Genomic DNA, 26,958 nt, shown 5'->3' on the forward strand with positions numbered 1-26,958 from the left:
GCCCTTCTCTTCGCTCTCGGCGGGGGAGTGGGCGCCGGAGCGTGCGGGACCGACGCGGACACGTTCGTGCTCGGCGCCACGACGTCCACTTACGATTCGGGTCTGCTCGAACACCTGATCGCCCGCTTCAACGAAGACCATCCCGGGCTCCGGGTGCGCACGGTCATCGCGGGGAGCGGCGAAGCGCTGGAACTCGGTCGCACGGGAGACGTGGATCTCCTGCTCGTGCACGCGCCCGAAGCCGAGGCCCGCTTCGTCGAGGCGGGGCACGCGCCCCGGCGGAGTCCCGTCCTCGTCAACGGGTACGTGATCGCGGGGCCGCCCTCGGATCCGGCGCGGGTTCGCGGGTCGGCATCCCCGTCCGACGCGTTCGCGACCCTCGCGCGGGTGGAGCACGACTTCGTCTCGCGCGGCGACAGTTCGGGCACGCACTACCGCGAAATCGCCCTCTGGCGCGAGGCGGGGGTGGCCGGGGCCGGTGCCTGGTACGTGGAGTCCGGGCAGGGTCAGGCCACGACGCTGCACGTGGCGAGCGAACGCCGCGCCTACGTCCTCACGGATGTCGCGACGCTCGCGATGCTCTCGCCGGTGCTCGACCTGGATCCGCTCGTCGCGGACCACCCCTCGCTGCGCAACGTCTATTCGCTGCTGGCGCCGCGCGCCGCGGCCCGGCCGGAACGCGCCGCCGTCTTCGCGGACTGGCTGCGCTCAGGAGACGGACGCCGCGCGATCGGGGAATTCCGGGTGCGGGGCGGCGCAGAGGCCCACTTCGCCCCGTGGCCCCACGACGACCCGATTCCCTAGATTCGGCGCGTGGATCCGCTGCTCGAGGCTCTCCGGCTCATCACGTCGGGTGACCTGTACGTCTGGAACGTCATCCTCCGCTCTCTGCAGATCAGCGGATCGGCGCTCCTCCTGGCCATGGTCATCGGACTCCCCATCGGGATCGCCGTCGGGCTGACGCGATTCCGGCTCCGGCTGCCCGTGGTCGCGGTGATCAACGCGGGTCTCGCCTTCCCTCCCGTCGTCGTCGGCCTCGGGGTCTTCCTCTTCCTGTCGCGGGCGGGCCCGCTCGGCGACCTGCAACTGCTCTACACGCCGGCCGCCATGATCGGCGCCCAGGCGATCCTCGCGGGGCCGTACATCGCCGCGGTGAGTCTCGCCGCGGTGGAGAACATCCCCCGGGACATCGCGCTTCAGGCGCGGGCGCTCGGCGCGAGCCGGCGGCAGGCGATCCTCCTGCAGTTGAGGGAGGTGCGGACGTCGCTCGTGGCCGCGGTGGCGGCGGGGTTCGGGGCCATCATCAGCGAGGTGGGGGCGGTGATGATGGTGGGGGGCAACATCCTCGGAGAAACCCGGGTGATGACGACGGCGATCGTGCTCGAGACGCGGCGCGGCAACTTCGACGTCGCGATCGCCATGGGGATCGTACTCATGCTCATCGCTCTCTGCGTGAACGCGGCGCTCCTCCTGCTCGGCCGGCGGGCGATCCGCCGCGGCCACGTCGCGTGAACGCCGCAGCGGGGCCGCTCCTCGACGGCATCGGCCTGCGCCGCAGCTACGGCGGAAGGACGGCCGTCGAGGTGGACCGCATCGAACTGCGGGAGGGCGAGATGCTCGCGGTGTTCGGGCCGAACGGGGCCGGAAAGTCCACGTTGCTGCGCCTGCTCGCCATGCTGGAGAAGCCCGACGCCGGAGAGGTCGCGTTCCGCGGCGGGTCGGGACGGCCGGCCGAGCGGGCACTCCGGGCCGCGTCCGCCGTCGTGTTTCAACGCCCCCATTTCTGGAGCGACTCCGTCGAGTACAACGTGGGGCTCGGGCTGGCCCTGCGCGGCGTGCCCCGGCCCGAAGCCCGCGCCCGCTCGCGCGCGGTGTGCGAGCAACTCGCGATCTCGCACCTGCTCGGAGCCCCGATATCGCGGCTGTCCGGAGGAGAGGCACAGCGCGTAGCGCTCGCGCGGGCGCTCGTCCTCGACCCGGAGATCCTCTTCCTCGACGAGCCGACGGCGAATCTCGATACGGATTCGCGGCTCGACCTCCGCCACGACCTGGAGCGCGTGGCCCGGGAACGGGCGACGAGCGTCTTTCTGATCACCCACGACCGGGGCGAGGCCTTCCACCTCGCGGATCGGGTCGCCGTGATCCGGGACGGGAAGCTGGTCCAGACGGGTACGCCGAAGGAGATCTACGAGAATCCCGCGGACGTCTACACGGCGCGCGTCACCGGGGCGGAGTTCACGATCTCCGGCGCCGTGACGCGGGCGCACGAGCGCATGGTCACCGTCGACATCGGGGGCGCTTCGCTCGTGGCCCTCGGCGAGGCGGTCCCGGGCACGCCCGTGAAGATCGCCTATCGGCCGGAGGACCTCGTCCTCGGGCCCCCGGACGTCCCCCCCGCGGATCTGAGCACGCGCAACCTGGTCGTGGCGACGGTGGAGGAACGGCGCGACATGGGCGGGCTCGTGCGGCTGCGGCTTCGCGGTCCCGTCGAACTCGTGGCGCTCGTCACGCTCGACGCCGCGGAGGAACTCGGCGTCGACCCCGGCGTGCGCGTCGCGGTGCGGGTAAAGGCCACGGCGTTGCACGCGTTCCCCGCCGCGCCGGTCGAACCGAGGGAATCCGGCACCTCCTAGCCCGAATTCCGCCGGAGCGAGGGGCCCGTCCAGATGACGATGGCTCCGCAGCGCCCCACGGCCCCGCCAAACTCGGCCGGCAACTCGCTCGCGCCCCGATAGACTTCGATCCCGGCGATCTCGGACGGCGAGACGAAGTTGTCGATCGATTCGCCGGCACCGCCGTCCCGGATCACGCGCACGCCGTCCAGGTAGACGTTCGCGTTCATGCACCCGAACTCGGCGCGGCTGCTCAGGCTGGGCACGCCACGCGTCATGCGGATGATGCAGTTGTTGTTCGCGCCTCCGCTGCACTCCGTGCGCACGCCCGGAATCCGTCCCAGGTAGTGCGTGACGCGGATCGCGCCGGCGTCCTGGATGTCGTCCCGCGTGAGGAATACTCCGGAGCCGATCGCCTCGCCGAGTTCTCGCCGGTCGTAGAACCCCTGCAACTCCAGCCGCTTCTCGCGCAGCGCCGTGACGACGATCGGCGCGAGTTCGATCGGGTCCACGCTGAGTTCGAAATCCACCTGCACGGTTCGGTCGCTCGGGAGACGCACCAACTGGTCGAGGGGGTCGAAGGTGAGGTGGTCCACGGTCACCCGGTACATTCCCGGATCGAGTTCGGAGAACATGAAGCGGCCGCTGCCGTCGGTCATTCCCTGCCGGTCCTCCGCAAGCAGCGTGTCCGAAAGCACGACGTTCGCCGCTTCGACCGGACGGCCGGAACGCCGATCCACCACCCGACCCACGATTCGGCCGGGCACGGTGAGCAGCCTGGAGAGCGCGCCTTCCTCCACGCCCACGAGGATGTCCCATCCGGCCGGTGGGCCGGGTGCGATGCTCACTCGAGTCGGCTCCGTGCGGAAGAACGGGAACCTTGCGCTCACCGTGAGATCCTCCCGGGGCGGAAGGCCACAGAGGACGTACACGCCCTCGCTGTCCGCGTCCACGGAGACCGTGCGCTGCCGTCCTGCGCCCTCGGTCCAGCTCGCGGAGACCGTGGCGCCCGGAATGAGGATGCCCTGGAGCGTATCGCGGACGACGCCGGCGAGGCCGGTCAGGGACGGATCCATCTCCGCGGGACACGTCACGATGCCCTGGGGAGGGGTGAGGGTCAGGCTCTGAGCGGCCAGCCGGGACCCGGACGACGTCAGGATGGCGGCTCCCGCCAGGGCGAAGAACGCAACTCGGCAGACCGTTCTTCTCTGCGCCTGCGCCTCCGAACGACCCTCTCGCTGTGTTCGCATCCGGCGGTCTCCGCCACAACGTCGACAAGCCACATGTAGAAAGTAATGCAGGCGCGTACCGCGCACACGACGCGCGCCGGCCCGGGGCCGCCCCGGGCTCCGGGGGTTTGCGACGCGCGCCGGTATTGCGAGACACTCCCGGACGCCGTCACTCTTTCGAGGGTTCCTCGGCCGCGGAGTCTCATCTTGCAAATCGTGCGAAACCGGCAGGCACGCTACGCAATCGGCGTCGCTTGCATCCTCGTTGGATTGTCCGGCTGCCTGGATCTGGGGCTCGGAATCTCCCCGACCGTGGGGAAGATGCTCTCGTCCGTGGTCAGCGAGGGATCCGCCCTGCCCGAGTTCGCGCGCGCCGCCGGGGGGCCCGGATCCATGCGAGTCTCGGGCCAGATCGTAGGCAAGCTGCGGTGCGACTACCTGTCCCCCGATCTGCGGGAGGTCGACGGAGGGCTGGAACTGGCCATCACGATCGTGTCGGGCCGGCAGGGCTGCAACAGTCTGACGCCCTCGACGCTGTCCTACGTGGCGAACATCTACAACGTAGAGCCCGGGTCCTGGTCGATTCTCGTGGAGCACCGCTACGAAGGCGTGGACGGAAAACCCGGCGAGCGGCTGTACGACGTCGTCACGGTGGACTAGCCGCCGGAGGCTCGCGCCCGCTGCGTCACTCCGGCGCCCGCTGCGTCACTCCAGAGGCGTGGAGCGGGAATGGAGTCCCAGCAGATCCGCGTCGCTCATGTCGGCCAGGGCGCGCGTCGCCTCGGCCACGCTGCGACTCTCATGCGGCAGCCAGCGCGGCGGCGCGAACGGATCCTCGAGGCACACGAAGTAGATGCGGGCCGCGTGCGGCGTGTTCGGCTGGCCGCCCGACACGTAGGCCTCCCAGCGGACCATTCCCCCGTCGAGGAAGGTGCGGGAGAGCGCCTTCTTCGGATCCACGCTCGCGCCGCTCACACCTTCACCGAGCGCGCGAGCAGTTCGCGGAGTCCCGCCTCGTTCATCTCTGACACGGCCTGCTTCGGCACCTTGGAGATGCCCGGCGGCGCCTGGTTGTAGCGCTGCGGGATGGTGATGTCGTCCCGGTTCCGGAACATCACGAGCAGCCGGGGCGACTGTTGCGTGGTGCCCGAGAAGATCGAGAACTCGGCCTCCCAGGTGGCCCCCGACTCGCTCGTGAACCGGGTGCGGGCGCTGTCCGCAGCCCCGTCCATCCGGAAGATCAGTTTCTTCAGAAGCGACATGTGTGCGCGCGGTTGGTGCGTTTGCGTGGCTAGGCGCGGAGACACTAGGCGAGTCGGGCTCGACCCGCCAGCCTGCCGCCGGCCCGAAGGCTTCCGATGCAGGCGAGAAGCTGCGACTATGCATTGGATTCGAGCCCGGCGGAGGCTTTCCGGCCACCCGTCGGCCACGCAAGGAGAACGTCATGCCGGTCCACCGTCGCTCATCCCTCGCCGCTGCGGCGCCCCGCCCGTATGCCGCGACGATCGTCTTCCTTCTCGGCTTTCTCGGCGTCCTCCTCCTTCCGTCCGCCGCGGCCGGTCAGGACGCGGACGTCATCGATGCGTTCTCGCGGCAGATCGCGGCGGATGTCGAAGCGGACGGCATCGGCGGGATCACGGCGGCGGTCTTCAGGGGAGACCAGGTGATGTGGTCGCAGGGGTTCGGCTGGGCCGATCCGGAGAACCGCGTGCCCGCGGGAGTGCGGACGATCTACCGAACCGGGTCGATCTCGAAGTCGGTGACGGCGATCCTGATGGCGGACCTGGTGGAGGAAGGGACGGTCGCTCTCGATGACGCCGTCGTGGACCACCTGCCCGAGGTCGCCGGCTTCGGGGATCCGCCGGCCGACATGGCGCCGATCACGCTCCGGCAACTGGCGAGCCACACCGCCGGCCTCATTCGGGAGCCTGAACTCGAAGGCGCGGCGGCGGGGCCGATCGAGGACTGGGGATACAAGATCCTCGCTTCGATCCCCCACACCCGCTACGACACGATGCCCGGAGCCCGGTATCAGTACTCGAACATCGGGTACGGCGTGCTCGGTTACGCTCTGCAGCGGGCGGCCGGGACGTCCTTCATGGATCTCGTCGAGGACCGCCTGTTCGAACCCCTGGGGATGCGCTCTTCAACCTTCATCGCCGGCCCCGACATGTGGCGCCGGGTCGCGGTGGGGTACGTCAACTGGGACGACGGCACGGTGGACCCCGATCTCCCGGCGCTGGAACACGAGGGGCGCGGGTACAAGGTGCCGAACGGCGGCGTCTACGCGACGGTCGGAGACCTCGCGACGTTCGCGGCCGCGGTCATGGGCATGACCGAACACGAACTCCTGGAGCCGGCGACGCGACGGGAGGTCATGACGGTCCAGACGCCCGAGGATCCCGACGCGGGGTACGGTCTCGGCTTCTCGATTCGCACGGTCGCCCTCGAGGGAGGCACCGTGCGGTTCGTCGGCCACGGCGGTTCCGTCGCCGGGTACAACATGTATCTCGTGTTCGAACCCGAGAGCGGCTACGGCGTCGCGCTCGGCCGCAACTACAATCGCGGCGCCACCAGCCTTGGCGAGGTCGGGAACGGGCTCCTTCAGGCGCTGCTCGAGGCCGGCGGTTGAACGGCTGCGGGCCGCCCCCGGGCAGGGTCGCGCCGCTCCTCACGCCGGCGGCCGCTCTCGCGCTGGCGGCGGTCGCCCTCGTGCCGTCCCCGGCCGCGGGACAGGAAGAGGAGGAGGAGCGGGTCCTCCGCATCTGCCGGCAGCTCGGACAGGCGGAACTCGAGGTCGGGATCGAGGGCACGATCCGGGACGATGAGAGCAAGGTCCCGCTGCCGGGGGCGACGGTCGTGATCCGCTACGAGGCTGAACGCGGGCTGCCCACGCCGGAGGACGTACAGGTCGAGGCGGATGGGCGAGGGCGATACCAGGCCTGCGGCCTCGAAGCTTTCCGGGAGATCCGGGTGCGCCCGAACTATCGGTCCCGGCGCGGGAAGGACCGCAAGGTCGAACTCGACCGGTCGAAGTTTGTCGACCTCGAGGTGGATATGGGGGACGCGGCCTTCGTCGTCCTTTCCGTCGTGGACGCCGCCGACGGGCGACCGGTGGCGGGCGCGCAGATCGACTTCACCCCGCTGCCCGTCTCCGGGGTCACGGATTCGCTCGGACGCGCCGCGTTCCGCTCCTTGCCGCCACTCACGTACGGTCTGCGCGTCGCGCACATCGGTTACGCGCCCCTCGAGACCGAGATCAACGTCCTCACGGACCAGAACGCGGAGTTCCGCGTCGAACTCAACACCCAGGCGATCGCGCTCGCGCCGATCGAGGTGAGAGTGACGGGCCGCGATCCGTTCCTGCTCACGTCGGGGTTCTACGAGCGCCGCCAGTCCATCGACGAGGGCTACTTCGCGACCTATCCGGAGATCGACCAGTTCATCCACCTCGGACAGCTGTTCCAGTTCAAGCGGGAACTCTCCATCCGATACCGCCGTAACCAGCTCATCCTCCTCAACGGGCGGCCGGCCAGCCGCCTCGGGTTCACCCGGAGAAACCTGGGCGAACTGAAATTCGACACCGTTCGGGGCGTCGAGGCGTACAGGTGCAGCGAGGCGCCGCCCGAGATCATGAACCAGGTACCCAACACCCTGCTCCTGACCGACTGCAACCTCGTCGCGATCTGGACGTACTGACTCCCCACGGCCGGCTAAACCGCTTCCTCCCGACAGGACGATTCCCTTGAGCGACACTGGCCGGCCCGAAGGGGAAACTGCGGCTCCCCGCCGGTCCGGAGTGGGGGGGACACTGCGGGCGCTGCTGTGGGGAACGCGCGAGGACTTCACGTCGGGAAGCCTGAACCGCGGGGTCCTGCTCCTCGCCATCCCGATGGTGCTGGAGATGGCGGGGGAGTCGCTGTTCTTCCTCGTGGACATGGCGGTCGTGAGCCGACTCGGGGCCAACGCGCTCGCGGCGATCGCGCTCACCGAAGCGATGCTGGCGGTCATCTACTCGGTCGCGGTGGGATTGGCGATGTCCACCACGGCGATGGTCGCGCGACGGACGGGCGAGAAGGACGAGCGCGGGGCGGCGACGGCCGCCGTGCAGGCAATCGCGCTGAGCGTCGGCATAGCCGTGGTCCTCGGCCTGGCCGGTGCGCTCCTGGCCCCGTGGCTGCTGCGGGTGATGGGCGGCTCACCGGAAGTCGTGGCCCAAGGCACCATGTACGCCCGCATCCAACTGGGCGGGATGGTCGTCATCATCCTCCTCTTCGTGAACAACGCGATCTACCGGGGCGCGGGGGACCCGTCGATGGCGATGCGTTCCGTGTGGCTGGCCAACGGGATCAACATCGTGCTCGATCCCGTGCTCGTATTCGGCCTCTGGATCTTCCCCGAACTCGGACTCCCGGGCGCCGCCGTGGCCACGACGACCGGGCGCGGGATCGGGGCTCTGTACCAGTTGTGGCACCTGTCCCGCGGCGAGCGTATCCGGGTGCGGCGGAGCGATCTCCGGGTCCGCTGGCCCGTGATCGGCCGGCTCGCGCGCGTGTCGGTCGGCGGCGTGGGGCAGATGCTCGTGACGCAGGTCAGCTACATCATCTCGATCCGGTTCCTGTCGGAGTTCGGGACGATCGCCCTCGCGGGCTACACCATGGCGATCCGCGTCGTCATCTTCATCATCCTCCCCGCCTGGGGCCTCGCGAACGCCGCCGCCACGCTCGTAGGCCAGAATCTCGGCGCCGGGAAGCCCGACCGCGCCGAGCGGGCCGTCTACCTCACCGGCTTCTGGAACATGCTGTTCATGGCCGTGGTGACGGTGGTTTTCGTGGCCTTCCCGGGGCCGATCCTCGCGCCGTTCGCGCCGGATCCTGAGACGCTCGACGTGGGCGTGCGCGCGCTCCGGATCATCAGCTACGGGTACATCTTCTACGCCTGGGGCATGGTGACGATGCAGGCCTTCAACGGCGCGGGCGACACGGCGACGCCGACGTGGATCAACATCGGCGTGTTCTGGTTCTTCCAGCTGCCGGTCGCGGCGCTGCTCGCCTTCGTTATCGGGTGGGGCGAGACGGGCGTGTTCTGGTCGTTCGCGGTCGCCTACTCGCTGTCGGCCGTCGTCGGCCTCTGGATCTTCCGGCGCGGCCGCTGGAAGCAGAAGGTGGTCTAGCTTCCCTGGTAGGCCGTGCCTAGGCGGTGCACCGCGTCCGGCCTGCCGCTCCCTTCGACCGGAGGCCGATCACGACGCTCGCCTGCTGCCCCTCGGCAAGTTCCACCTCCCGCACTCTGAGGTCGAAACCCCCGCAGAGGGCGCTGATCCTGTGGGTTCCCGGCGACAACCCCTCCAGCGAGAATCGGCCGGCTCGATCCGTCGTGACGCGGACACCCGTGCCGGCCACCGTCACGCTGGCGGCCTCGAGCGGCCGTTCGGTGCGCTCGTTCACGACGATGCCCGTGATCCGCCCGGGTGATGTCACGGTCAGGGCGAGCCCTGCCTCGACGCCGGCCTCTGCGACGACCGTCGCGGGCTGGCCCCGGTGCGGACCGTAGGCGGCCGTCAGTTCCAGCGATACGTCGGCGGGAACCTCGCACAGCCGGTATCGTCCGAGCGAGTCCGTACGGACCACGGTTTCCACGCGTTCGAGGCCGGTGGGATCCCCGGGATTCGCGTAAGAGGCGAACACGTGCGCGGCGGGCAACCGGACTCGGGTAACCTGATCTTCCACCAACCCGTCCACCGCCACCTCGCCGGGCCGGCCGGCCGGCTCGCACAGCTCGACCTCGATCTGCGGTATCTCCGGTGTCTCCGCCGTCCAGTTGGACCACAGGATGATCGCGCCGCAGCTCATGGAGGTCCCGTCCCAGGCAAAGAACGGTATCTTGCTACCAGGTTGGTACAACTCCGCCGCACCGAGGTCGTGCACGGAGAGTTCGTCGAGCAGCGTCGGCGGCGGCGCCTCTGGAGAACTGAAGGTTCCCGCCGGATTCAGGGAGTACGACCGGCTCGTTCCCGAGCCGTCTGCCGCTCCGATCCGCCTCCGGTCGAGGTATACCGGAATCCTCGCGCACCGCGGGAGAGGGGCGCGCATCTGGAGGGTCGACATGAAGTCGGCGAGGCGCACGAAGCCCCGCTTGTTGGCTTCGATCCATGCCGGCTCGACGAACGCACCCCAACCCTCCTCCATCCGGTCGTAGAAGCCGGACTCCACGAGGCGGGGCGGGCGGCCTTCCACGCCGACCTCCAGCGGCTCCAGCGGGATCGCCTGCGGGGTTAGCTGTACCTCCAGCGGTGGCGTGGCCCTGGGGCCGATTTCCAGCGGGATGGAGAGGACTTCATAGCCGAGGCGGCGGACCCCGAGCGTGTATGTGCCCGGCACGATCTGAGCGAAGGCGAACGCGCCGTCGGGTCCCGTGATCGTCTCCCGAGCCGAACCCGACGGATCGACCAGCCGCACCGTAGCGCCCTCGATCGGCGCCCTTGTCCCGCCCTCGGTGATGATTCCCTGGATCCCGACCGCCTCCTGGGCGCTCGCCGCGTCGGACAGGAAGGCGTTCCCCGCCACGAGGGCGACGGCCAAGGCCAGCAACGGCGTCCGCTTCGTCATTCGCAACGGCTTCTTCCAGCTAGACCGAGCACGTCCCCCGCCTGGCAAGATTCGTCGCGCGTAGCCGGAGGACCACGGCCACGTTCCCTCCCTCGGCCAGTTCCACCTCCTGCGCGGCACCGGTATAGCCGGCGCACACGGCCCGGATCGTGTAGGACCCCGGTGGCAGGTCCTCGAGGGAGAATCGTCCCGCGGCGTTCGTCACCGTACGGAAGTCCGTGTCGACGAGCACGATCCGCGCGCCCTCCATCAGCGCCGAGGTCGCCTCGTTGAGGACCATGCCGGTGATCGTCGCCGGAGACGTTACCGGCACCGTCAGCTTCAGCGCGTCGCCGTCCGCCGCCGCAAGCGCAACCAGCGGCCCGCCCGCGTGCGGGCCGTACTCCGGAGTGAGATGGATGACGGCGCCCTCCGGCAGGTCGCACACGCGATATCGTCCGAGCGAGTCGGTGCGAACGACCGTTTCCACGCGCTCGAGGCCGTCCGGATCTTCGGGGTTCGCGTATGACGCGGACACATGCGCGGCGGGCAGCCTCACTTCGGTAACCTCGTCGTCGACGAAGCCGTCGAGCGCCACTTCTCCCGGACGGCCCTCGGGGTCGCACAGCTTCACCTCGATCGTCGGTATCTCCGGCAGGCCCGCCGTCCAGTCGGACCAGAGGATGACCGCGCCGCAAACCGCGGTCGTGAAGGTCCAGGCGAACATCGGAATCTTCGTTCCCGGCTGGTAGACCTCAGCCGCGCCGAGATCGGACACGGACATCTCTTCGAGCAGCGGGGGAAGGCGATCCAACCCCACAGTGAAGATCCCTCCCGGATACGAATCGTCTGTCCCCCAGCCTGGCGTCGTGCCGATCGGCCTCCGGTCGAGGTACACGGGGACCTTCTCGCACCGGGACAGGGGCGCGCGGTTCTGGAGGACCCAGAGGTAGTCCTTCAGTAGTACGAAGCCGACCTTGCTGGCCTCGATCCATTCGGGCTCGAAGAACGTGCCCCAGCCTTCTTCCATTCGATCGTAGAAGCCGGACTCCACGAGGCGGGGCGGGCGGCCTGCCACGCCGACTTCCAGCGGCTCGAGCGGGATCGCCTGCGGGGTCAGGCGGATGTCCAGTTGCGGGGGCGCCTGCGCGCCGATCTCCAGCGGCGTGCTGAGCAACTCGTATCCGAAGCGCCGCACGGCGAGCGCATATGTGCCCGGCGCAACCTGGGCGAAGGCGAACGCGCCGTCCGGTCCCGTGATGGTCTCCCGAGCCGAACCGGACGCGTCGGCCAGCCGCACGGTCGCGCCGTCGACCGGCTCGCCCGTCCCATCGTCGACGACGGTTCCGGCGACCTCCACCGCCTCCTGAGCCGTCATGCCGTCGGGAGCCATGCCCGGGATCGCCGTCAGCGCTAAGGAGATCAGGAATGCACGGGTTTGTGTCATGTGAAACGTCCGCGAGGTTGAATGGCCCGGATCCCGGACCGGGAGAATAGACCATGGCACCGCCCGTGAGTAGACGGGGCAACCCGCGTTCGCGTCACTTTCGAGGATTCGACCGGGCGCTGGCTCTACGGAGTCCGGTTCTCCGTCAGTGGGGCATCCGGGGCCAGTTGGACGACGCGCACGATCGGGTAACCGAGGTCGTGCGTGTCCACGTAGGCCATGAGGCCGTCCGGGCCGAACGCGTCCGGGACTCGGAGTCCTCCCGGTTGGATCGTGCCCAGGTAGCGGGCGTCGGGCGTCACAATGTCGATCGGCCCTTCCTCGTTGGGGAGCGGGGTCCGAACCACCCACAAGCGATCGTCGAAGTCCACCGCCAAGGCCTCGATTGCGGGGATGACCTCGGCGAACGTCATCTCTCCGATGCGGGCCCGGAGAGCCTCCTGCAACTGGCTCGCGAAGTCGTCCGGCATGCGGATGTCCGGGCGCCCCGCGAGGGAAAGGGTCGTCGGGCTCCGATTCCCCTCCAGCTCGGCCAGCCGACGCTCCCGCTCCGCACTCCGCACGGTGTTCGTCACCGGGGTCGGCGTGAGCGGCCGTTCCAGAACCTCACTCACGGCACCGTCCTCGCCGATCAGCCTGATCCGGTATCCCGAGGAGTCGACGACGGCGATTCGCCCGTCCGATAGCGCGGCGAAATGCAGCCCCGCGTCGAACGCCCTCACGGGGCTGAGATTGAAGGAAAAGCTGCCACCGCTGGCTTCCGCCGCGTCTCCGGTGGGCGGCGGCGGCTCCCAGGCCGTGTAGAACGGCTCGCGAGTTCCGTCCGTCCGGTAGCGGACGAGGGGGCGTCCGGGTGCGTCTCCCGTGCCGCCGACGGAGCTGCTCACCGACATGGCCTCCGCCGTTCCACTCACCACGAACTCGCGGGCGGTGATGATGCTCCCGTCCGAGAGCCACGCGCCGACGCGCCTGGGCGCGCCCTGCTTCGGATCGAAGGGCGCCGATTCCGCGTATTCGCCCTCCGGCGTGAAGAACTGGATTCCGTTGCGACCCCCGTCGAACACGGCGAGACGACCATCGGCGAGCAGGGATATCGATTCGGGATCGGTCAGTTCGCCGGGGCCTTCGCCCTGCCGGGAGATGGTTCGAAGGTAGACCCCGTCCCGGTCGAACACGACGACGTGCCCGGCCTGTTCGTCCAGTATGAAGAGGTCGCCCGCCTCGTTGAAGATCAGGTCGGCGATGGACCCGAAGACTTCCCAGTCCTCCCCATCCAGGGCCCCGGCGATCCAGCGGGATTCATGCGCCGGAGCGATCGTAAAGTCGGGACCGTCGATGACCCCCGACCCGCCAACCGGCGTCCCACCGCCGCCATCGCCCCCGCACGCGGCCAGGAGCCAGAGGCCCGCACCAAACAGGGAATGACGCCGGATTGCGTGGATCATGGGTTCCTCCCCGGGTTGTGCCGTCTCCTGCTCCTAGGGAAACCGTAGCCCCGAGGATGGTTGCCAAGGGGGGGCCGCCCCCCCCCGCCTCACCCTAGATCACCTGGAAGGTCACCCACTGGGAGACCCAGACGGCGGTCGGTTCACCCTGGTTGCTCGCGGGGCGGAACCGCATCTGCCGGGCGACTTCCATGGCGGCGCGGTCCAGCACGTCGTTGCCGCTGCTCGTCTTGATCTCCTGGTTGGCAACGGCGCCGGACAGGTCGACGTACAGCCACATCTCGACCCGGCCGCCGGTACCCGCATTCATCAGGTCGCGCGGATAGGCCCTCTGCAGAACCTGCTGGATCTCGCCCCCGTTCTGAAGAACCGGGGGCGTGTCGTACGCGACGGAGGTCGTCCGCTCCGCCTGCGCGGCCCTCTCGGCCAGGAGGGCCAGCGGGTTCTCCTCGATAGGGAGACCCCGGTCGGCATCGGCTTCGGGCGCGGGAGCATCCATCGACGCCTCGGGCTGCGGGGTGCCCAGCACGAGAATGAGGGCGAGCGCCGCCACGCCGGAAGCGCCCAGGGTTCTCGGAATGCGGAGCCGGGCCAGTGGCTCGGTCATGCGGCGCAGCCGCTTCTCCACGGCCGGCTTGCGTTCGGCGAAGGCGGCCGCGGCCAGCAGTGGCGCGGAGACACGACCTCCCACCGTGATGAGGGCATCCGCGTAGTCGCGCGGGGACTCTCCCCGTTCCAGCACGCGTCGGTCGCAGTCGAACTCGATCGCCAGCCGCAGCCGCGATGCCTGCCACCACAGGAACACGTTCCACGGCATCAGCACGAGGGCCGCGACCGCCGCGGCGAAGAGACGGTGGTCACCGGCGCATTGGTGTTCGTGCTCGTGCAGGAAGACCAGGCGCAACAGCCGGTCTTCGAGTTCGGGGATCCACCTCGGCATCACGACGACCGAGCGCCGGATTCCGACCACGGCCGGGCCCCGGTCATCCGCGATCATGACCCGCGATCCGAGGACGCAACCCGGCGTCCACGTCCGCATTTCCGACCGCAGGCGCCCGTACGCCCGCCCGAGATGGAGGAGCATCCCCACCGCGAGCAACACCCAGACCCCACCCGCGAGGACACTCATCGCGCCGGTATCGAACCACGCCGTGGGCACCGCCTCGAGCGCAGCGGGCGCGGAGGCCACGACCACCGGCTCGCTCAACCACACGAGAGGAGCCCAGGGTGCCGCGCCGATGCCCGGGAAGAGGCCGGGAGCGAGAAACGCCGCGAACGGGAGCGTCACGGAGCCGACGATCGCCGCGAACCAGCCCCAGCGCACGGGCTTCCGGAAGTGACCCAGAGCCCGCTCGGTCGCGAATGCGGCCAGGGCGAGGAGTCCCGAAATCAACAGGCAGTATCCGATCCAGGCGATGACCATGTCCCTACTCCTTCGAGGTCAGGCGTTCGTGCATCCCTTCCAGGGCCGGGGTTCTACCGGCCGCCAGCCCCCGCCCTCTCTTTCGTCGTGATTTCGATCACGCCGTGTTGGGCCTTCTCCCCGTACGTCTCTGTGGCACGCTCACCTCTCACGATCGTGACATGATCGATGTCGAGTGTGCCGAACTCCGACAGCCCCGCAGCGTCGGAAATCACGCCATCGATGACGATCAGCGGATCGGGCATGTTCCCCGAACGGGGCACGATCGCGAAGTCCAGCAAGCCATCCCCGTCGACATCGTCGAGGACCGCCGTGCGAACGATGTCTTCGATCTCGAGGCCACGGTCGGTAGCGGGCGGCGTTCGGGAGGGGGCTCCTTCCCTCATGCGGCTCATCAGGAAGGATGGGCGGTCAGCCGCCGGAGACTCGCTGTCCGCAGCGCCGTCCTTCGTCGTGATCTCGATCACGCCGTTCGTGGCGCGCTCGCCGTACAACTCGATGGCCGCGCTCCCCTTGATGACCTCGACGTGGTCGATATCGAGGGCCCGGAGGTCTGCCATGCTCGTGCCCTCGGATTGAATGACGCCGTCGACGATGACGAGCGGAGCATCCTCATCGGTTGGGGAAGAACTCCGGGCGGGGGCGGTGTCCGCATCGCTCGCCATCTGGAAGGTGATCCACTGGGCAATCCAGACGTCGGTCGGCTGGTCGCGGTTCATCGCGGGCTCGAAGCGCATCGTCGCGACGACATCCGCGGCGGCGGCGTCCAGGTCGCTGTTGCCGCTGCTCGTCTTGAGTTCCGTGTTGCGAACCATGCCGGACGTGTCGACGTACAGCCACATCTCGACCCGCCCGCCGATGCCCGCTGCCTTCAGGTTCGACGGGTAGGCTTGAACCAGCGCGTTGGATACTTCCGCCGCGTTCTGAAGCACCGGAGGCCTGTCGAACGCGATGAAGGACGGCCGGTCGCCGCGCCCGACGGCCTCCTCGTCGGGCACCACCGGGGGCACCCAGTCACTGGCTTCGGAGGGCGGAGTCACTGTCGCGGTGGGCGCTTCCGGCGCGTTCATGCCGCTCTCGGGCCCGGGGCAGCCGAGTACGAAGAGGACGGCGACCATGGCCAGCCCCGAGGCGCCGAGCGTGCGGAACAGGCGCATGTTGGCGGGCGGCTCGGTCATGCGGCGCAGGCGTCGCTCCACGGCCGGCTTGCGTTCGGCGAAGGCGGCAGCGGCGAGCAGCGACCCGGAGACGCGGCTTCCCACCGTGATGAGGGCGTCCGCGTAGTCGCGCGGCGACTCTCCCCGACCGAGCACGCGACGGTCGCAGTCGAACTCGATCGCGAGCCGCAGCCGGGACACCTGCCACCACGCGACCGGGTTCCAAGGCATCAGGACGAGCGCCGTAACCGCCGCCGCGAAGAGCCGATGGTCGCCGGCGCGCTGATGCTCCCGCTCGTGGAGGAAGACGAGGCGGAGCAGTCTGTCGTCGAGTTCGGGGATCCACTTCGGCATCACGACGACCGAGCGCCGGATCCCGACGACGGCCGGCCCCCGCTCGTCGGAGAACATGACCGGCGACCCCGCCACGCGGCCCGGCCGCCACGTCCGCATCTCCGACCGCAGCCGGCCGTAGACGCGTCCGACGTAGCCGATCATGGCAGCGGCCATGGCCAGCCAGCCCCACCCCAGCACCGCACCCACGGCCACCGCATCGAAACCTCCACCAGCCGCCGCGGCCGTTGCGGGCAGCTCCGCAGCCGTGGTTGCGGCCGGCAGACCGCTCAACCCGACGCCCGGCGCGACGGACGACACCCCGAAGCCGGGAAGGAGTCCGGGCGCGAAGAAGGCGACGACGGGCACCGTCACGGATCCGACGATCGCCGCGAACCACGCCCAGCGCACGGGCGTCCGGAAGTGACCCAGCGCCCGCTCCGAGGCGAAGGCGGCCAGGGCGAGGAGTCCCGAAATCAACAGGCAGTATCCGATCCAGGCGATGACCATGTCCCTACTCCTTCGAGCTGAGGCGTTCGTCCACCATGCCGCGCAGGTTCTCGAGGTCCTCCTTCGAGAGCGCACGGTCGGAGACGAGGTGCGTGAGCAGCAGTTCGGGCGACCCCTGGAACATCTTCTGAACCAGCCGGCGCACCGCGCTCGCGCCGGCGCAGTCGCGCCCCACGAGCGTGTGATAGCGGTAGGCCTTCCCCTCCTGGGTGTGCCCCACGTACCCCTTCTCCTCCAGCGTCCGGAGGATCGTGAGCACGGTGGTGTAGGCCAGCTCGTCGCCGAGGCGTTCCTGCACCTCCGCGACGGTCGAGGCCCCTCTCTCCCACAGCACCGCCATGAGGTCGAGTTCCCGCGTCGTGAACTTGATCTCCACGAGACAGGTCCTTTCGTCCCGAACCGTCAGCGTCGCCCCCCGCAGCGGCCGCCCGTCGCCGAAGCGACGGCGGGCCGAGCGGGCATCATTCCCGATTGAGCGTAAACGCGTCAGGATGCCGCTGTCAACTAGACACGTAGTAGAAACGTCCGAGGGACCCCGCCTCTGACAGGGCGCGGGAGGCGGGGCAGATGCCGCAGGCTGCTAAACGCGCAACCAGTTGTGTGCGAAGCGCACGAACCAGGAGGCGCCCGCGGACCGCAGGAAGCCGCAGGCCTCGCGTTGATCGCCGGGCCGGTTGGGTGGAGCGTAAGTGCCGGCCAACACTCTCAGCTTCTCGGCGCTCAGCCTGTCTATCTCGGCGGTATGATCCGCCGCTTCGATGAGACCGGCGATGGTCTTTCGGCGATCGCGAGTCCCCATCGCCGCGGCACGAAACCAGGTCACCAGGTAGAGGTCGTTCTCCCCCACTACGGCGGAACAGTCCTCCAGCGACTCGAGGCAGGCCTCGACCTCGCGCTGATCGTCGTCGGCCATCGCCAGGAGGCCGGTGAGCGCCCATGCCTGCGCCGCGAACGGATGCCGACCCGTGTGCCCGGAACCCCGGAGCAACTGCTCCATGTATTCCCGGCAGAGAGCGTAGTCCCCCTTGAAGAAGACGCACTGCGCCTGATTCAGCAGGGCGTAGGCCCGGGCTTTGGGTGGACTCTCGAGCTCCTCGTCGATCGCGCGGCTGCGGCCGAGTTCATCGAGCGCCCGTTCGAAGTTGCCGAGTTCGAGCAGCACCGCACCCAGGTTGTTGAGGTTCGCGGATTCGTGTCGGTTCTCGTTGCAGCTCTCCGAGGTGTCTTCCAGCAACTGGAGGGCGTCATGAAGACGCGCGCCTCGCATGGCCACCCAGAACTCCGCGGCGGTGGCGGCGCGGAGACCCTCGTAGCCGAGCCGGACAAGCCCGTGACGGCAGGTCTCGAGAACTCGGCGAGCCTCCGCAAGGCCGCTCTGACCTCCAACCCGATGGAAGAGAAGCCGAAACGCGTCGCACCAGACACCTGCGTAATCGGCGTCCTCGGGGACGATCCCGCGGAGGCGCGTACGGAACCTCTCGAGACGGGGCTTGCCGTTGCGCCGGGGCGTAGCTTCCGTCGCGTCGAGGACAGCGGTCTGCATCGCCAGCGCGCGGATTAGCGCCGGGTCGGTCGCATGCCCCAGAGACTCCGCGAGATTCTGACGGTGGAGATCCGTCGCGAGTCGATCTCCCGCCGCCAACGCCGCCCGCGCCAACGCCAGGTGGACGCGGCTCAGGTCGTTCCCGGTGTCGGCCACGGCGGCAATCTGGTGAAGGACGCTCATGGCCCGCCGAAACCGTCCCCGCTGCAACTCGGCCTCCGAGAGGAGGAGGCCGGAACGCAGGCGGTCGGCCCCGCCACTGGCATGCTCGAACGCCAACGCCGCCGCCTCACCCGCTACCGGTGACCGACCCTCCCCCAACGCCCCCTTTGCCACCTCACAGGCCAGACTGAAGGCGCGGGAGGACTCTCCGGCCGCGGCGAGCTCGGAGGCGGCCGCCGCCCGCGCGCCGAGACCCGCGTTCTCGAGGACTCCGGCCGCCGCCCGGTGTACCTGCGCCCTCTCGTCCGGCGGCAGATTCCACGCGAGCACGGCACCGGCCAGGGGGCGGCTCAACGTCCATCGATCCGTTTCGGAGTGTAACCAGCCCTTGGCGCGGAGCCCTTCAACAGCACCCCCACTCGAATCTGCGCCCACGATCGATTCGGCGTGGGCCCGTGCCGGGCGCGTGAGCAGCACCAACGTCGCCGCCAGTCGTCCTTCCCGGAGCGAGAGCGTCTCCAGTTGATCGCCGACGAGCGAACGAACCTCGGTGGACCGCTCGTAGGCCAATCGCCCGCCCGATTCCCGGTCGCCGACGGTCGTCGGGCTGAAGTTGTGACGCATCCACACCCTGAGGATGGCCCGGGCCAGAGCCGGATTGCCGCCGGAGAGCCTGGCGCATTCAGTCGCCTGTACCGGACTGCAGCCCCTCTCGGTTGCCTGAAGCGACGCCGCACACGCGTCGGTGGTGAGTGGATCGAAGGTGATCACGAAGTCCACGAGACGCGCGGCTTCTGCCCGCCGAGCCACGTCCGGGTTCGAAAAGCCGACCACCATGGCGCCCGGGAAATCCGCGGTCCGCATGACTTCATCCACGGTGGTCCAATCCGGAACGTCGGCCCTGATGACGATGAGTCGGGTCTTTCGAGGGTATCGGCCCAGCTCCGAGGCCAGATTCTCGCGCGTCCCCGCAAGGTCCGGCGGAAGCCACTGCACCGACCCTCCACCGCTGGATACGAATCTGGCGAAGTCCCGCACGACGTCTTCCCGTCCGAGACCGCGCTCGCCGGCCAGAGCCAACCGTATGGGCACCGCGCGGGACGAACGGAGAGCGAGGCTCAGCTGGCGGAACTCTCCTCCTCGATCCGACATCCGCGGTTCCCGGCGCTCGCGGACGACCAGGGGTGCGGCGTCAAGCTGGTTCCGAGCCCACGCCGCCGTCTCCGTCAGCTCCGTGGCGCTGGCGACCCAACCGCATTTCTCCAGCGCTCGGTAGTAGGAAAGGGCGGAGGCGTAGTCGCCCTTCATGCACAAGGCACGCATGAGGGTGCTGTGCGCGTGTTCGTCGAACTCGTTCTGCCTCACGAGCCGGAGCGCAGCCAGACACGTCCGGTCCCAGTCGCCGCTCTCCTCGGCGGCTTGTTGCACGGTCTTGAGCGCCATGGCGACCAGGACGCGACAACGCTCCCGTTCGCCGTCCAGCCAGCGCTCGAACTCGTCCGCTCCCAGGTTGAGCAGACCGGGGGCGAAGTCTCCCCGGTACAGATCGATGACGGTCTCGTGGTCCCTGGCCTGGAACGCCCGTTCGAATGCATCGAGTTCGTATGTGATCCGCTGCGGCACGAGTCGGACCGTGTTGGCGTCCACGGTGATCACCGGACCCATGGACGACCGGATGTCGTAGAGTGCCTGGCTGAGCGAGTGTCGCGCTTTTCTGTCGCGACTGTCCCACAGGAGATCGGCGAGCGTCTCCCGCATGTGGACGGTTCCGGGGTGTGCAACGAGATACAGCAGGAGACCCGTGTGCTTCCGTGACCGCAGCGGGATCCTTGCCCCGCGTGGGTCCGAGGTCGCGACCTCGCCGAAGCAGCGCAGCGTAAGCATGTTCCTTTCTCCCCTGAGAGATTGACGTGGCGGCAGTGGTTCTGTCGCCCGAGAACTACTTACGGGGGAGATATCTACATGGTATCAACATATTGTGATATAATAAGATAAAGCGATGTGTCGAACTCGTCGACCGCACATTCAACCCCTCTGAATTGGGGGGTCGGACGAACGTTTACCGGAGGGTGTCGAGCGCTCTCAGGATCGCCGCCTCGATCTCGTCCAACAGCTCCGGCCAGTCGAGCGTTGCGGTCTTCGTCACCGTGATGAAGTTCTCGACGATGAGCAGGGCCCGGACTCCATCGACCTCGAACAGGCGCGCCGCCAGCGGGTCTTCGGCGGCGGACTCGGGATCGAAATAGCTCCGGCTCCCCTTGCCGGGGATGTCGCGGTCCAGGACGAACTTCGCCGCGTGCGGGTTCGGGGTCCCCTCAACCGTGATCTGGATATCGGAGTCTGTCATCGGGTCCCGAGTTGAAGCCGTGGATGCGATGCGTTTGAGTATCGGCGGGCTGGGCTCGCTCGCAAGGCCTCCTTGCCCGGACTTCCGCCCGCGGACACGATGCGAACGCGGACCCACGGACCTGGATGATCCATGATCGCTCACAGGCAACCCGGACTCGGCGCCGTCCTTCCGGTGGCCCTGGCGGCCCTGGCGACCCTCGCGGGGGTTGCGGCGGCGGTCGGGCAATCGGGCCCCGCCGTCCGGGGGCCGGATCGCGTCCTCGCCTTCCCCGCCCCGGTCGGAGAGGAACGGCTGGAGGTGGACCGCGGGGCGATGGGAGCCTGGCACCGCATCCGCAAACTCGCCACGACGGCGAGCCTGCTCCACGTCACCGCGCACCCCGACGACGAACACGCCGGCATGCTCACGCTGGCCAGCCGGGGGTGGGGCGCCCGGACCGCCCTCCTCAGCCTCAACCGCGGCGAGGCCGGCGCCAATGCGATCGGCCCCGAACTTTTTGACGGCCTCGGGCTGATCCGGACCCGCGAACTCGTCCTCTCGGGCCGCTACTACGGCCTCGACGACCTCTACTTCACGACGGCGGTCGACTACGGCTACTCGAAGTCGGTGGACGAAGCCTTCCGAAGCTGGGACCGCGAGGCAGTGCTCGAGGACATGGTCCGTGTCATCCGCCTCAACCGCCCGCTCGTCGTCGTGAGCCGCTTCCACGGGTCGGCCCGCGATGGACACGGGCACCACCACGCGGCGGGGCTGCTGACGCCGGAAGCGGTGGCGGCGGCCGCGGATCCGACGCGCTTCCCCCGCCAGATCGCCGAAGAGGGACTCCGGCCCTGGCGGGTCCTCCGCACCTTCCGCGGGGGGCTTCGCGTCGACGAGCCGCACGATGTGGAGGTGAATGCGACCGGGATGAGCCCGTGGCTCGGCGATACGTACCAGCGCTGGGCCAGCCGGGGACTCGGCCTCCAGCGTTCCCAGACGGCGGGGCGCGTGCGAACGGGCGGCGGCCGCCATCTCTACGGACGCCTCGACGGGACCGGCGGCCGGGCGACGGGGGTCGAGGGTTCGTTCTTCGCGGGACTCGACACGACGCTGAGCGGACTCCCCGCACTCCTGGGCGAGGCGGCCTCACCCGAGGTGGATTCGCTGCTCGCCGAACTGGACCGCCTCGTCGGCGCCGTGACGTCGGCTTTCGACTTCCGAGACCCGGAGCGCGCCGCGGCCGACCTCGCTCGGGGGCTGGGTTGGGTCCGGGCGGTGGCCGCCGCGCTCCCGGACGCTCCGGAGACGCGATTTCATCTCTCGCTGAAGGAACGACAGTTCGAGGACGCGATTCTGGCGGCGACCGGAACCACGGTGTCCGCGAGACTCTCGGGCGGCCCAGCCGGTCGGGGCGAGGCCGTCCTGACGCCGGGCCAGCCCGCCAACGTTCGCCTCCGGGTCGAGCCGCCGGAGGCCGCGGAGGGGGACGGGGTCACGACCTGGATCGAGAGCCGCGGCGGCGAGACGCTGGCGTCGTCGAACGGGGGCGCCCGTCTGCCGGACGGCTCGGCGCAGCCGCTCGAGATCCGGGTTCCGGCCACGCCCGCCGCACCGTACTTCGGACGCGGGGACGTGTCGGAGAACCACTACCAGGTATCCGACTCGGCGGACCTTCATCTCCCGTGGCGGCGGCCGGCGCTCGCAGCCGGTGTCGAACTCGCCGTCGGCGGGCATGTCATCGCGCATACCGTTCCGGTGACGGCGCCGGTCTCGCGTCTGCCCTACGGTTCCGTGACACGGAGGGTGGAGACCCTGCCCGCTCTCTCCGTTTCGCTGGCGCCGGGCGTGGGCATCGTGCCCGTCGACGGCGCGGGTGGCGACGTCGACTCGCCCGGGGACGGCGGCGCGGCGCGCATTGAATTGCGTGCGCGGGTCGTGGCGAACGCGCCGCCGCTCTCCGCCACCGTTCATCTCGAGCTGCCGGAGGGGTGGACGACGGTCCCCGGCACTCCCGCCACCGTGGAGCACGACTTCCGCGGCCCGGGCGAGGTCGTGGACGCGGCGTTCCTCATCGCGCCCCCAGCCGGGTGGCGGGGCGAGGCGGAGATCGCGGCGGTGGCCCGCGCGCGGGGAACGGACCATCGCCGCGGCTATACGACGATCGAGCACCGGGACCTGCCGCTTGCGCGGCTCTGGCGCCCCGCGCGGACCACGGTGCGGTCGGTGGGCGTCGCCCGACTCGACGGCGTCCGGGTCGGCTACGTGATGGGGGTCGGCGATGAAGTCCCGGCCGGGATCGAGGCGCTCGGCGCCACCGTCGAACTCCTGGACGAAGCCGCCCTCGCGGAACTGGATCCGGCCGCCGGCGCGGGTTCCGGCGACGAGGCGGGGTTCCACGCGATCGTCGTGGGCACCCGCGCCTACGCCGTGCGCGAAGACCTTGTCGAATACAACCCGCGCCTGCTGGAGTACGCCCGCCGGGGCGGGCATCTCGTCGTCCTCTACCAGACACAGGAATACGTGCCGTCGGCGATGGCGCCGTATCCGGCCTCCCTCCCCCGGGGAGCGGAAGAAGTGTCGGAGGAGGACGCGCCCGTCCGCCTGCTCCGACCCGACCACCTCTTGATGGCCGCGCCCAATCGCCTCGCCGATGCCGATTTCGACGGATGGATCGAGCAGCGCGGCTCCAAGTTCTTCTCCGACTGGGATCCGGCCTACACGCCGCTCGTGGAGACGCACGACACCGGCCAGGCTCCGCAGGAGGGCGTGTGGCTCACCGCTCCGGTGGGCGACGGGCGCTATACCTATCTCGCGCTCGCCCTCCACCGGCAACTGCCGTACGGAGTGCCGGGCGCCTACCGCATCCTCTCCAACGTCCTCACCCCTCGCGGGGCATCGGCGCCCGCTCCCGGAGACCGCTGACGGGTGGCGCTGACCACGCTCGACTGGGTCGTCGTCTGCATCTACGGCGCGATCGTCCTCGCCATCGGGTTCGGGTTCGCCAGGCGGGCCAGCGGCAGCGTCGAGGATTACTTCATCGCGGGCCGCTCGCTGCCCTGGTGGCTCGCGGGCACGTCCATCGCGGCCACTTGGTTCGCGACGGACGCCCCGCTCGCCACGGCCGCCCTCGTGCGCCGGCAGGGCGTGTACGGCAACTGGCTCTGGTGGTACGAGGCGGCGGGGATCCTCATGCTGACCTTCTTCTACGCGCGTCTGTGGCGGCGCGCGGGCGTCCTCACCGACGCCGAGGTCATCGAGATCCGCTACGGCGGGGCGCCGGCACGGGCGCTGCGGGGCTTTTCGGCCGTCTACCAGGGCCTGCTCAAGAACGCCGTCGTCATGGGCTGGGTCATGCTCGCGATGGTGAAGTTCAGCCGGGTGCTCCTCGGCTGGGACCCCGCCGTGACCCTGACCGTCTGCGTCGGACTCGCGCTGGCCTACACGGTCGCATCGGGACTCTGGGGCGTCGTCGTGACCGACCTCCTCCAGTTCGTCGCCGGCATGCTCGGGGCGATCACCCTGGCGGGAATCGTACTCACGCGCTTCGGCGGTCCGGCGGCGATGGCGGACGCCGTGCGCGAGATGCCGCAGGCGCCGCCGGGCGCCCTCGACCTCGTGCCGTCCGCCGGGACCGCATCCTCGCTCGAGATTGTCTCCTTCCTGTGCCTCATCGGCATCCTGTGGCTGAGGAGCGGACAGGGCGACGGCTACGTGGCCCAGCGCCTGTTCGCGACACGGGACGAGCGTCAGGCCGTGAAGGCCTCGCTGTGGTTCGCCTTCGCGGGAACCGTGCTCCTCACCTGGCCCTGGATCGTCGTCGGCCTCGGGTCGCTCCTCGTCTTCCCGCCGACGGCCATGGACCCGGCGCTCGCCGCGGATCCCGAACTCGCCTACCCGATGATGATCCGGGAACTCATGCCGGCCGGGCTCCGGGGGCTGATGGTCGCCACCTTTTTGGCCGCGTTCATGAGCACGATGGACACGCACCTGTGCTGGGGCGCGTCGTACATGGTGAACGATGTCTACCGCCGCTTCCTGAGGAAGGATCGCTCCGAGCGGCACTACGTCGCGGCGTCGCGGGTCATGGTCGTGCTGCTCGCGGTGGTCGCGGCGGGCGTGGCCTGGCAGATGGAGTCGATCCGGAGGGGCTGGATCTACATCATCGAACTCACGGCGGGGGTCGCGCTCGTCTGGCTCCTGCGCTGGTACTGGTGGCGGGTGAACGCGTGGGCCGAGATCGCCGCGATGGCGGGGTCGGTGCTGCTGGCCAACGGCCGGCACCTGCTCGGCCTCATCGAGCCCGCCCTGCCCGCGGCGGCGATCCGGGCCGCGGACGGCTTCTACGCGCCGGAGATGGACCTCATCCGGGCGGTGGTCATCCTCATCGCCTGCACCGCGCTCTGGCTCGCCGTCGTCCTCGTCACCCGGCCCGAGTCGGATGACGTGCTGGACCGTTTCTACCGGCGTGTCCACCCCGGCGGCTGGTGGCACCGCGTGGCGGAACGCACCGGCGTCCGCTCGTCCGACCCGCCCGCGAGCCGCATGTGGCCGGGCTTCCTCCTCGGCGCAGTCTTCGTCTACGCGAGCCTGCTCGGCATCGGATACCTGCTCACGGGCCGCGCCGGCGTGGGCGCGCTCCTGCTCGCCGTGTCGGTGGCCGCGGGCGCGATCTCCGTCCGCATCGCGCACGCCGACACGGCCCCGTCGCCCTCGGGGACTTCGCCATGAACGACCCGCTCAGGATCGTCCTCGTCGGGGCCGGCAGCCGCGAGTTCGGCCCTGCCTCCATCCGCGACGTCCTCCTCAGCGATCCCCTGTGCGATCGGGACCTGAGCCTGGTCCTCGTCGACATCGACCCGTCGGAACTGCCCCGCGCGCGGGCGTACGCGGAAGCGGTGGCGGAGCGGCTGGGCCGGCGCGTCGCCGTATCCGCGACCACGGACATCGAGACGGCGCTCCCCGGCGCCCGCGCGGTCGTCCTCGCGATCGAGATCGACCGCTACTTCTACTGGGCGCAGGACTTCCACGTCCCCCGCGCGTTCGGCTCCTCCCAGATCTACGGGGAGAACGGCGGGCCGGGCGGCCTCTTCCACGCCCTGCGCAACATGCGTCCGGCGGTGGAGTTGGCGCGGGCGATGGAGGCCCACTGTCCCGAGGCGTGGCTCGTCAACTACACGAACCCGCTCACGAAGCTGTGCGAAGCCCAGAGCCGGCTCTCGTCCGTGCGCGTCGTCGGACTCTGCCACGGCGTCTTCCACGGGATGGAACAGATGGCGCGCCTCCTGGAGCTGCCGGTCGAGCGCCTCGACGCCCGGGCGAGCGGGCTCAACCACTTCAGCTGGTTCGAGTCCGTGCGCGACCGCGAGACGGGCGAGGACCTCTACCCGAGGCTGCGGCGCCGCGAGCGGGAGGCGCATTGGCTCCACGACTGGGACGAGATCGCGCTGAGCCGGATCCTGTTCCGGGTCTTCGGCCGCTATCCCAGCCCCGGGGCAAACCATATCGGCGAGTACCTGGGATGGGGACGGGAATTCCTCGGCAGCAGCCTCCTCCAGTTCTTCTACGACCCCGTGCACGGCGCGCCGTGGGAGAGGGGGGAGACCCCGACCTGGCTCTACAATCTCGGCGAGAACCCGACGGATGTGCCGGCCTTTCCGGAGTCCCCGCTGCCCCGGGTGCGGGACGAGGACAACGGCCGCAACCGTGGGGACGACATCGGGGCCGGCGGAGAACTCACGTCGTCAGGAGATCTCGCTCCGTCCGGCGAGCTGGCGGTGCCCCTTCTCGAGGGCGTGCTGTGCGGCGTGGACACCCACCTCGACGCAGTGAACGTCCCCAATGAGGGCTACGTCCCCGGCCTGCCGGACGGCGCCGTGGTGGAAGTCCCGGCCCGCGCCGACGCGAACGGGCTGCATCCCGCCGCCATGGAACCGCTTCCCGAGGGGATCCTCGGACTCCTCCGGACCCAGACTTCGATCAACCGCCTCCTCGTCGACGCCTTCGCCGACGGCGCCCGCGGGACGCTGCTCCAGGCGCTGCTCCTCGATCCCACGACGGACTCCTACCGCACCGCGGTCCACACCATCAACGAGATGTTCCGGCTCCAGGCGGACGTGCTGCCCGAGATGGAGTGGTAGCGGGCGGGTTGTCGGGGGTGGACGTCTTCTACCAATTGTAGGAT

General features: G+C 69.6%; 21 protein-coding genes. 10 read left to right on the plus strand and 11 right to left on the minus strand.

Annotated elements, in window-relative coordinates:
- Window positions 1-27: 27 nt before the first annotated feature.
- The 3 genes from RN729_RS06450 to RN729_RS06460 are packed head-to-tail and all read left to right on the plus strand — an operon-like array spanning window position 28 to window position 2,633.
- Window positions 28-804, plus strand: coding sequence for a substrate-binding domain-containing protein (locus RN729_RS06450; protein WP_310782875.1), 777 nt, complete (start codon window positions 28-30; stop codon window positions 802-804).
- A gap of 9 nt (window positions 805-813) precedes the next feature.
- Window positions 814-1,512 (plus strand): ABC transporter permease, encoded by a 699-nt coding sequence (locus RN729_RS06455; protein ID WP_310782877.1) that lies wholly within the window; start codon window positions 814-816, stop codon window positions 1,510-1,512.
- Entirely contained in the window at window positions 1,509-2,633 is a 1,125-nt protein-coding gene (locus RN729_RS06460; RefSeq protein WP_310782879.1) for an ABC transporter ATP-binding protein, read from the plus strand. The genes RN729_RS06455 and RN729_RS06460 overlap by 4 nt, the downstream gene beginning before the upstream one ends.
- On the opposite strand, the gene RN729_RS06465 is transcribed toward RN729_RS06460, so the two are convergent.
- A complete protein-coding gene (locus RN729_RS06465; protein ID WP_310782881.1) occupies window positions 2,630-3,862 on the minus strand; it encodes a TonB-dependent receptor in 1,233 nt (410 codons plus the stop codon). The two genes, RN729_RS06460 and RN729_RS06465, sit on opposite strands and share 4 nt — an antisense overlap.
- 186 nt (window positions 3,863-4,048) lie before the next feature.
- Here RN729_RS06465 and RN729_RS06470 point away from each other — a divergent pair, with 186 nt between their 5' ends.
- Window positions 4,049-4,501: a hypothetical protein gene (locus tag RN729_RS06470; protein ID WP_310782883.1), complete on the plus strand. Its 453-nt coding sequence runs from the start codon at window positions 4,049-4,051 to the stop codon at window positions 4,499-4,501.
- Between the two features lie 45 nt (window positions 4,502-4,546).
- On the opposite strand, the gene RN729_RS06475 is transcribed toward RN729_RS06470, so the two are convergent.
- Complete coding sequence (locus RN729_RS06475; protein ID WP_310782886.1) at window positions 4,547-4,816, minus strand: hypothetical protein; 270 nt, start codon at window positions 4,814-4,816, stop codon at window positions 4,547-4,549.
- Window positions 4,813-5,103, minus strand: a complete 291-nt coding sequence (locus RN729_RS06480) for a hypothetical protein (RefSeq protein WP_310782888.1) — start codon at window positions 5,101-5,103, stop codon at window positions 4,813-4,815. Before RN729_RS06480 ends, RN729_RS06475 begins: the two co-directional genes overlap by 4 nt.
- A 182-nt stretch (window positions 5,104-5,285) precedes the next feature.
- Here RN729_RS06480 and RN729_RS06485 point away from each other — a divergent pair, with 182 nt between their 5' ends.
- Genes RN729_RS06485 through RN729_RS06495 form a run of 3 tightly spaced genes read left to right on the plus strand, consistent with a single transcriptional unit; the run spans window position 5,286 to window position 9,014 of the window.
- Complete coding sequence (locus tag RN729_RS06485) at window positions 5,286-6,473, plus strand: serine hydrolase domain-containing protein (protein ID WP_310782889.1); 1,188 nt, start codon at window positions 5,286-5,288, stop codon at window positions 6,471-6,473.
- Window positions 6,470-7,540 (plus strand): carboxypeptidase regulatory-like domain-containing protein, encoded by a 1,071-nt coding sequence (locus RN729_RS06490; protein WP_310782891.1) that lies wholly within the window; start codon window positions 6,470-6,472, stop codon window positions 7,538-7,540. Before RN729_RS06485 ends, RN729_RS06490 begins: the two co-directional genes overlap by 4 nt.
- 46 nt (window positions 7,541-7,586) lie before the next feature.
- On the plus strand, window positions 7,587-9,014 hold the full coding sequence (locus RN729_RS06495) for an MATE family efflux transporter (RefSeq protein ID WP_310782893.1): 1,428 nt from the start codon (window positions 7,587-7,589) through the stop codon (window positions 9,012-9,014).
- A 19-nt stretch (window positions 9,015-9,033) separates the two neighbouring features.
- On the opposite strand, the gene RN729_RS06500 is transcribed toward RN729_RS06495, so the two are convergent.
- The 8 genes from RN729_RS06500 to RN729_RS06535 form a co-directional block, all read right to left on the minus strand.
- Window positions 9,034-10,449, minus strand: coding sequence for a carboxypeptidase regulatory-like domain-containing protein (locus RN729_RS06500; protein ID WP_310782895.1), 1,416 nt, complete (start codon window positions 10,447-10,449; stop codon window positions 9,034-9,036).
- A gap of 19 nt (window positions 10,450-10,468) precedes the next feature.
- On the minus strand, window positions 10,469-11,875 hold the full coding sequence (locus tag RN729_RS06505) for a carboxypeptidase-like regulatory domain-containing protein (RefSeq protein WP_310782896.1): 1,407 nt from the start codon (window positions 11,873-11,875) through the stop codon (window positions 10,469-10,471).
- A 125-nt stretch (window positions 11,876-12,000) separates the two neighbouring features.
- Window positions 12,001-13,320 (minus strand): 6-bladed beta-propeller, encoded by a 1,320-nt coding sequence (locus RN729_RS06510; RefSeq protein ID WP_310782897.1) that lies wholly within the window; start codon window positions 13,318-13,320, stop codon window positions 12,001-12,003.
- A 94-nt stretch (window positions 13,321-13,414) separates the two neighbouring features.
- Window positions 13,415-14,743, minus strand: a complete 1,329-nt coding sequence (locus RN729_RS06515; protein WP_310782899.1) for a M56 family metallopeptidase — start codon at window positions 14,741-14,743, stop codon at window positions 13,415-13,417.
- Window positions 14,744-14,796: 53 nt separating this feature from the next.
- Window positions 14,797-16,743 (minus strand): TonB family protein, encoded by a 1,947-nt coding sequence (locus tag RN729_RS06520; protein ID WP_310782901.1) that lies wholly within the window; start codon window positions 16,741-16,743, stop codon window positions 14,797-14,799.
- A gap of 4 nt (window positions 16,744-16,747) precedes the next feature.
- Entirely contained in the window at window positions 16,748-17,119 is a 372-nt protein-coding gene (locus RN729_RS06525; protein ID WP_310782904.1) for a BlaI/MecI/CopY family transcriptional regulator, read from the minus strand.
- A gap of 204 nt (window positions 17,120-17,323) precedes the next feature.
- A complete protein-coding gene (locus RN729_RS06530; RefSeq protein ID WP_310782906.1) occupies window positions 17,324-20,332 on the minus strand; it encodes a BTAD domain-containing putative transcriptional regulator in 3,009 nt (1,002 codons plus the stop codon).
- A 175-nt stretch (window positions 20,333-20,507) separates the two neighbouring features.
- Window positions 20,508-20,795, minus strand: coding sequence for a NifU N-terminal domain-containing protein (locus RN729_RS06535; protein WP_310782908.1), 288 nt, complete (start codon window positions 20,793-20,795; stop codon window positions 20,508-20,510).
- A 132-nt stretch (window positions 20,796-20,927) separates the two neighbouring features.
- Between RN729_RS06535 and RN729_RS06540 the strand changes: the two genes are divergently transcribed.
- From RN729_RS06540 to RN729_RS06550, 3 genes are read left to right on the plus strand one after another with little or no spacing between them, the layout of a single operon-like run.
- Entirely contained in the window at window positions 20,928-23,699 is a 2,772-nt protein-coding gene (locus tag RN729_RS06540) for a PIG-L family deacetylase (RefSeq protein ID WP_310782910.1), read from the plus strand.
- A gap of 3 nt (window positions 23,700-23,702) precedes the next feature.
- Complete coding sequence (locus RN729_RS06545) at window positions 23,703-25,505, plus strand: sodium:solute symporter family protein (RefSeq protein ID WP_310782912.1); 1,803 nt, start codon at window positions 23,703-23,705, stop codon at window positions 25,503-25,505.
- Window positions 25,502-26,914: a hypothetical protein gene (locus RN729_RS06550; protein WP_310782913.1), complete on the plus strand. Its 1,413-nt coding sequence runs from the start codon at window positions 25,502-25,504 to the stop codon at window positions 26,912-26,914. The genes RN729_RS06545 and RN729_RS06550 overlap by 4 nt, the downstream gene beginning before the upstream one ends.
- Window positions 26,915-26,958 lie beyond the last annotated feature (44 nt).

Source organism: Candidatus Palauibacter polyketidifaciens (assembly GCF_947581785.1).
GTDB classification, from domain to species: domain Bacteria; phylum Gemmatimonadota; class Gemmatimonadetes; order Palauibacterales; family Palauibacteraceae; genus Palauibacter; species Palauibacter polyketidifaciens.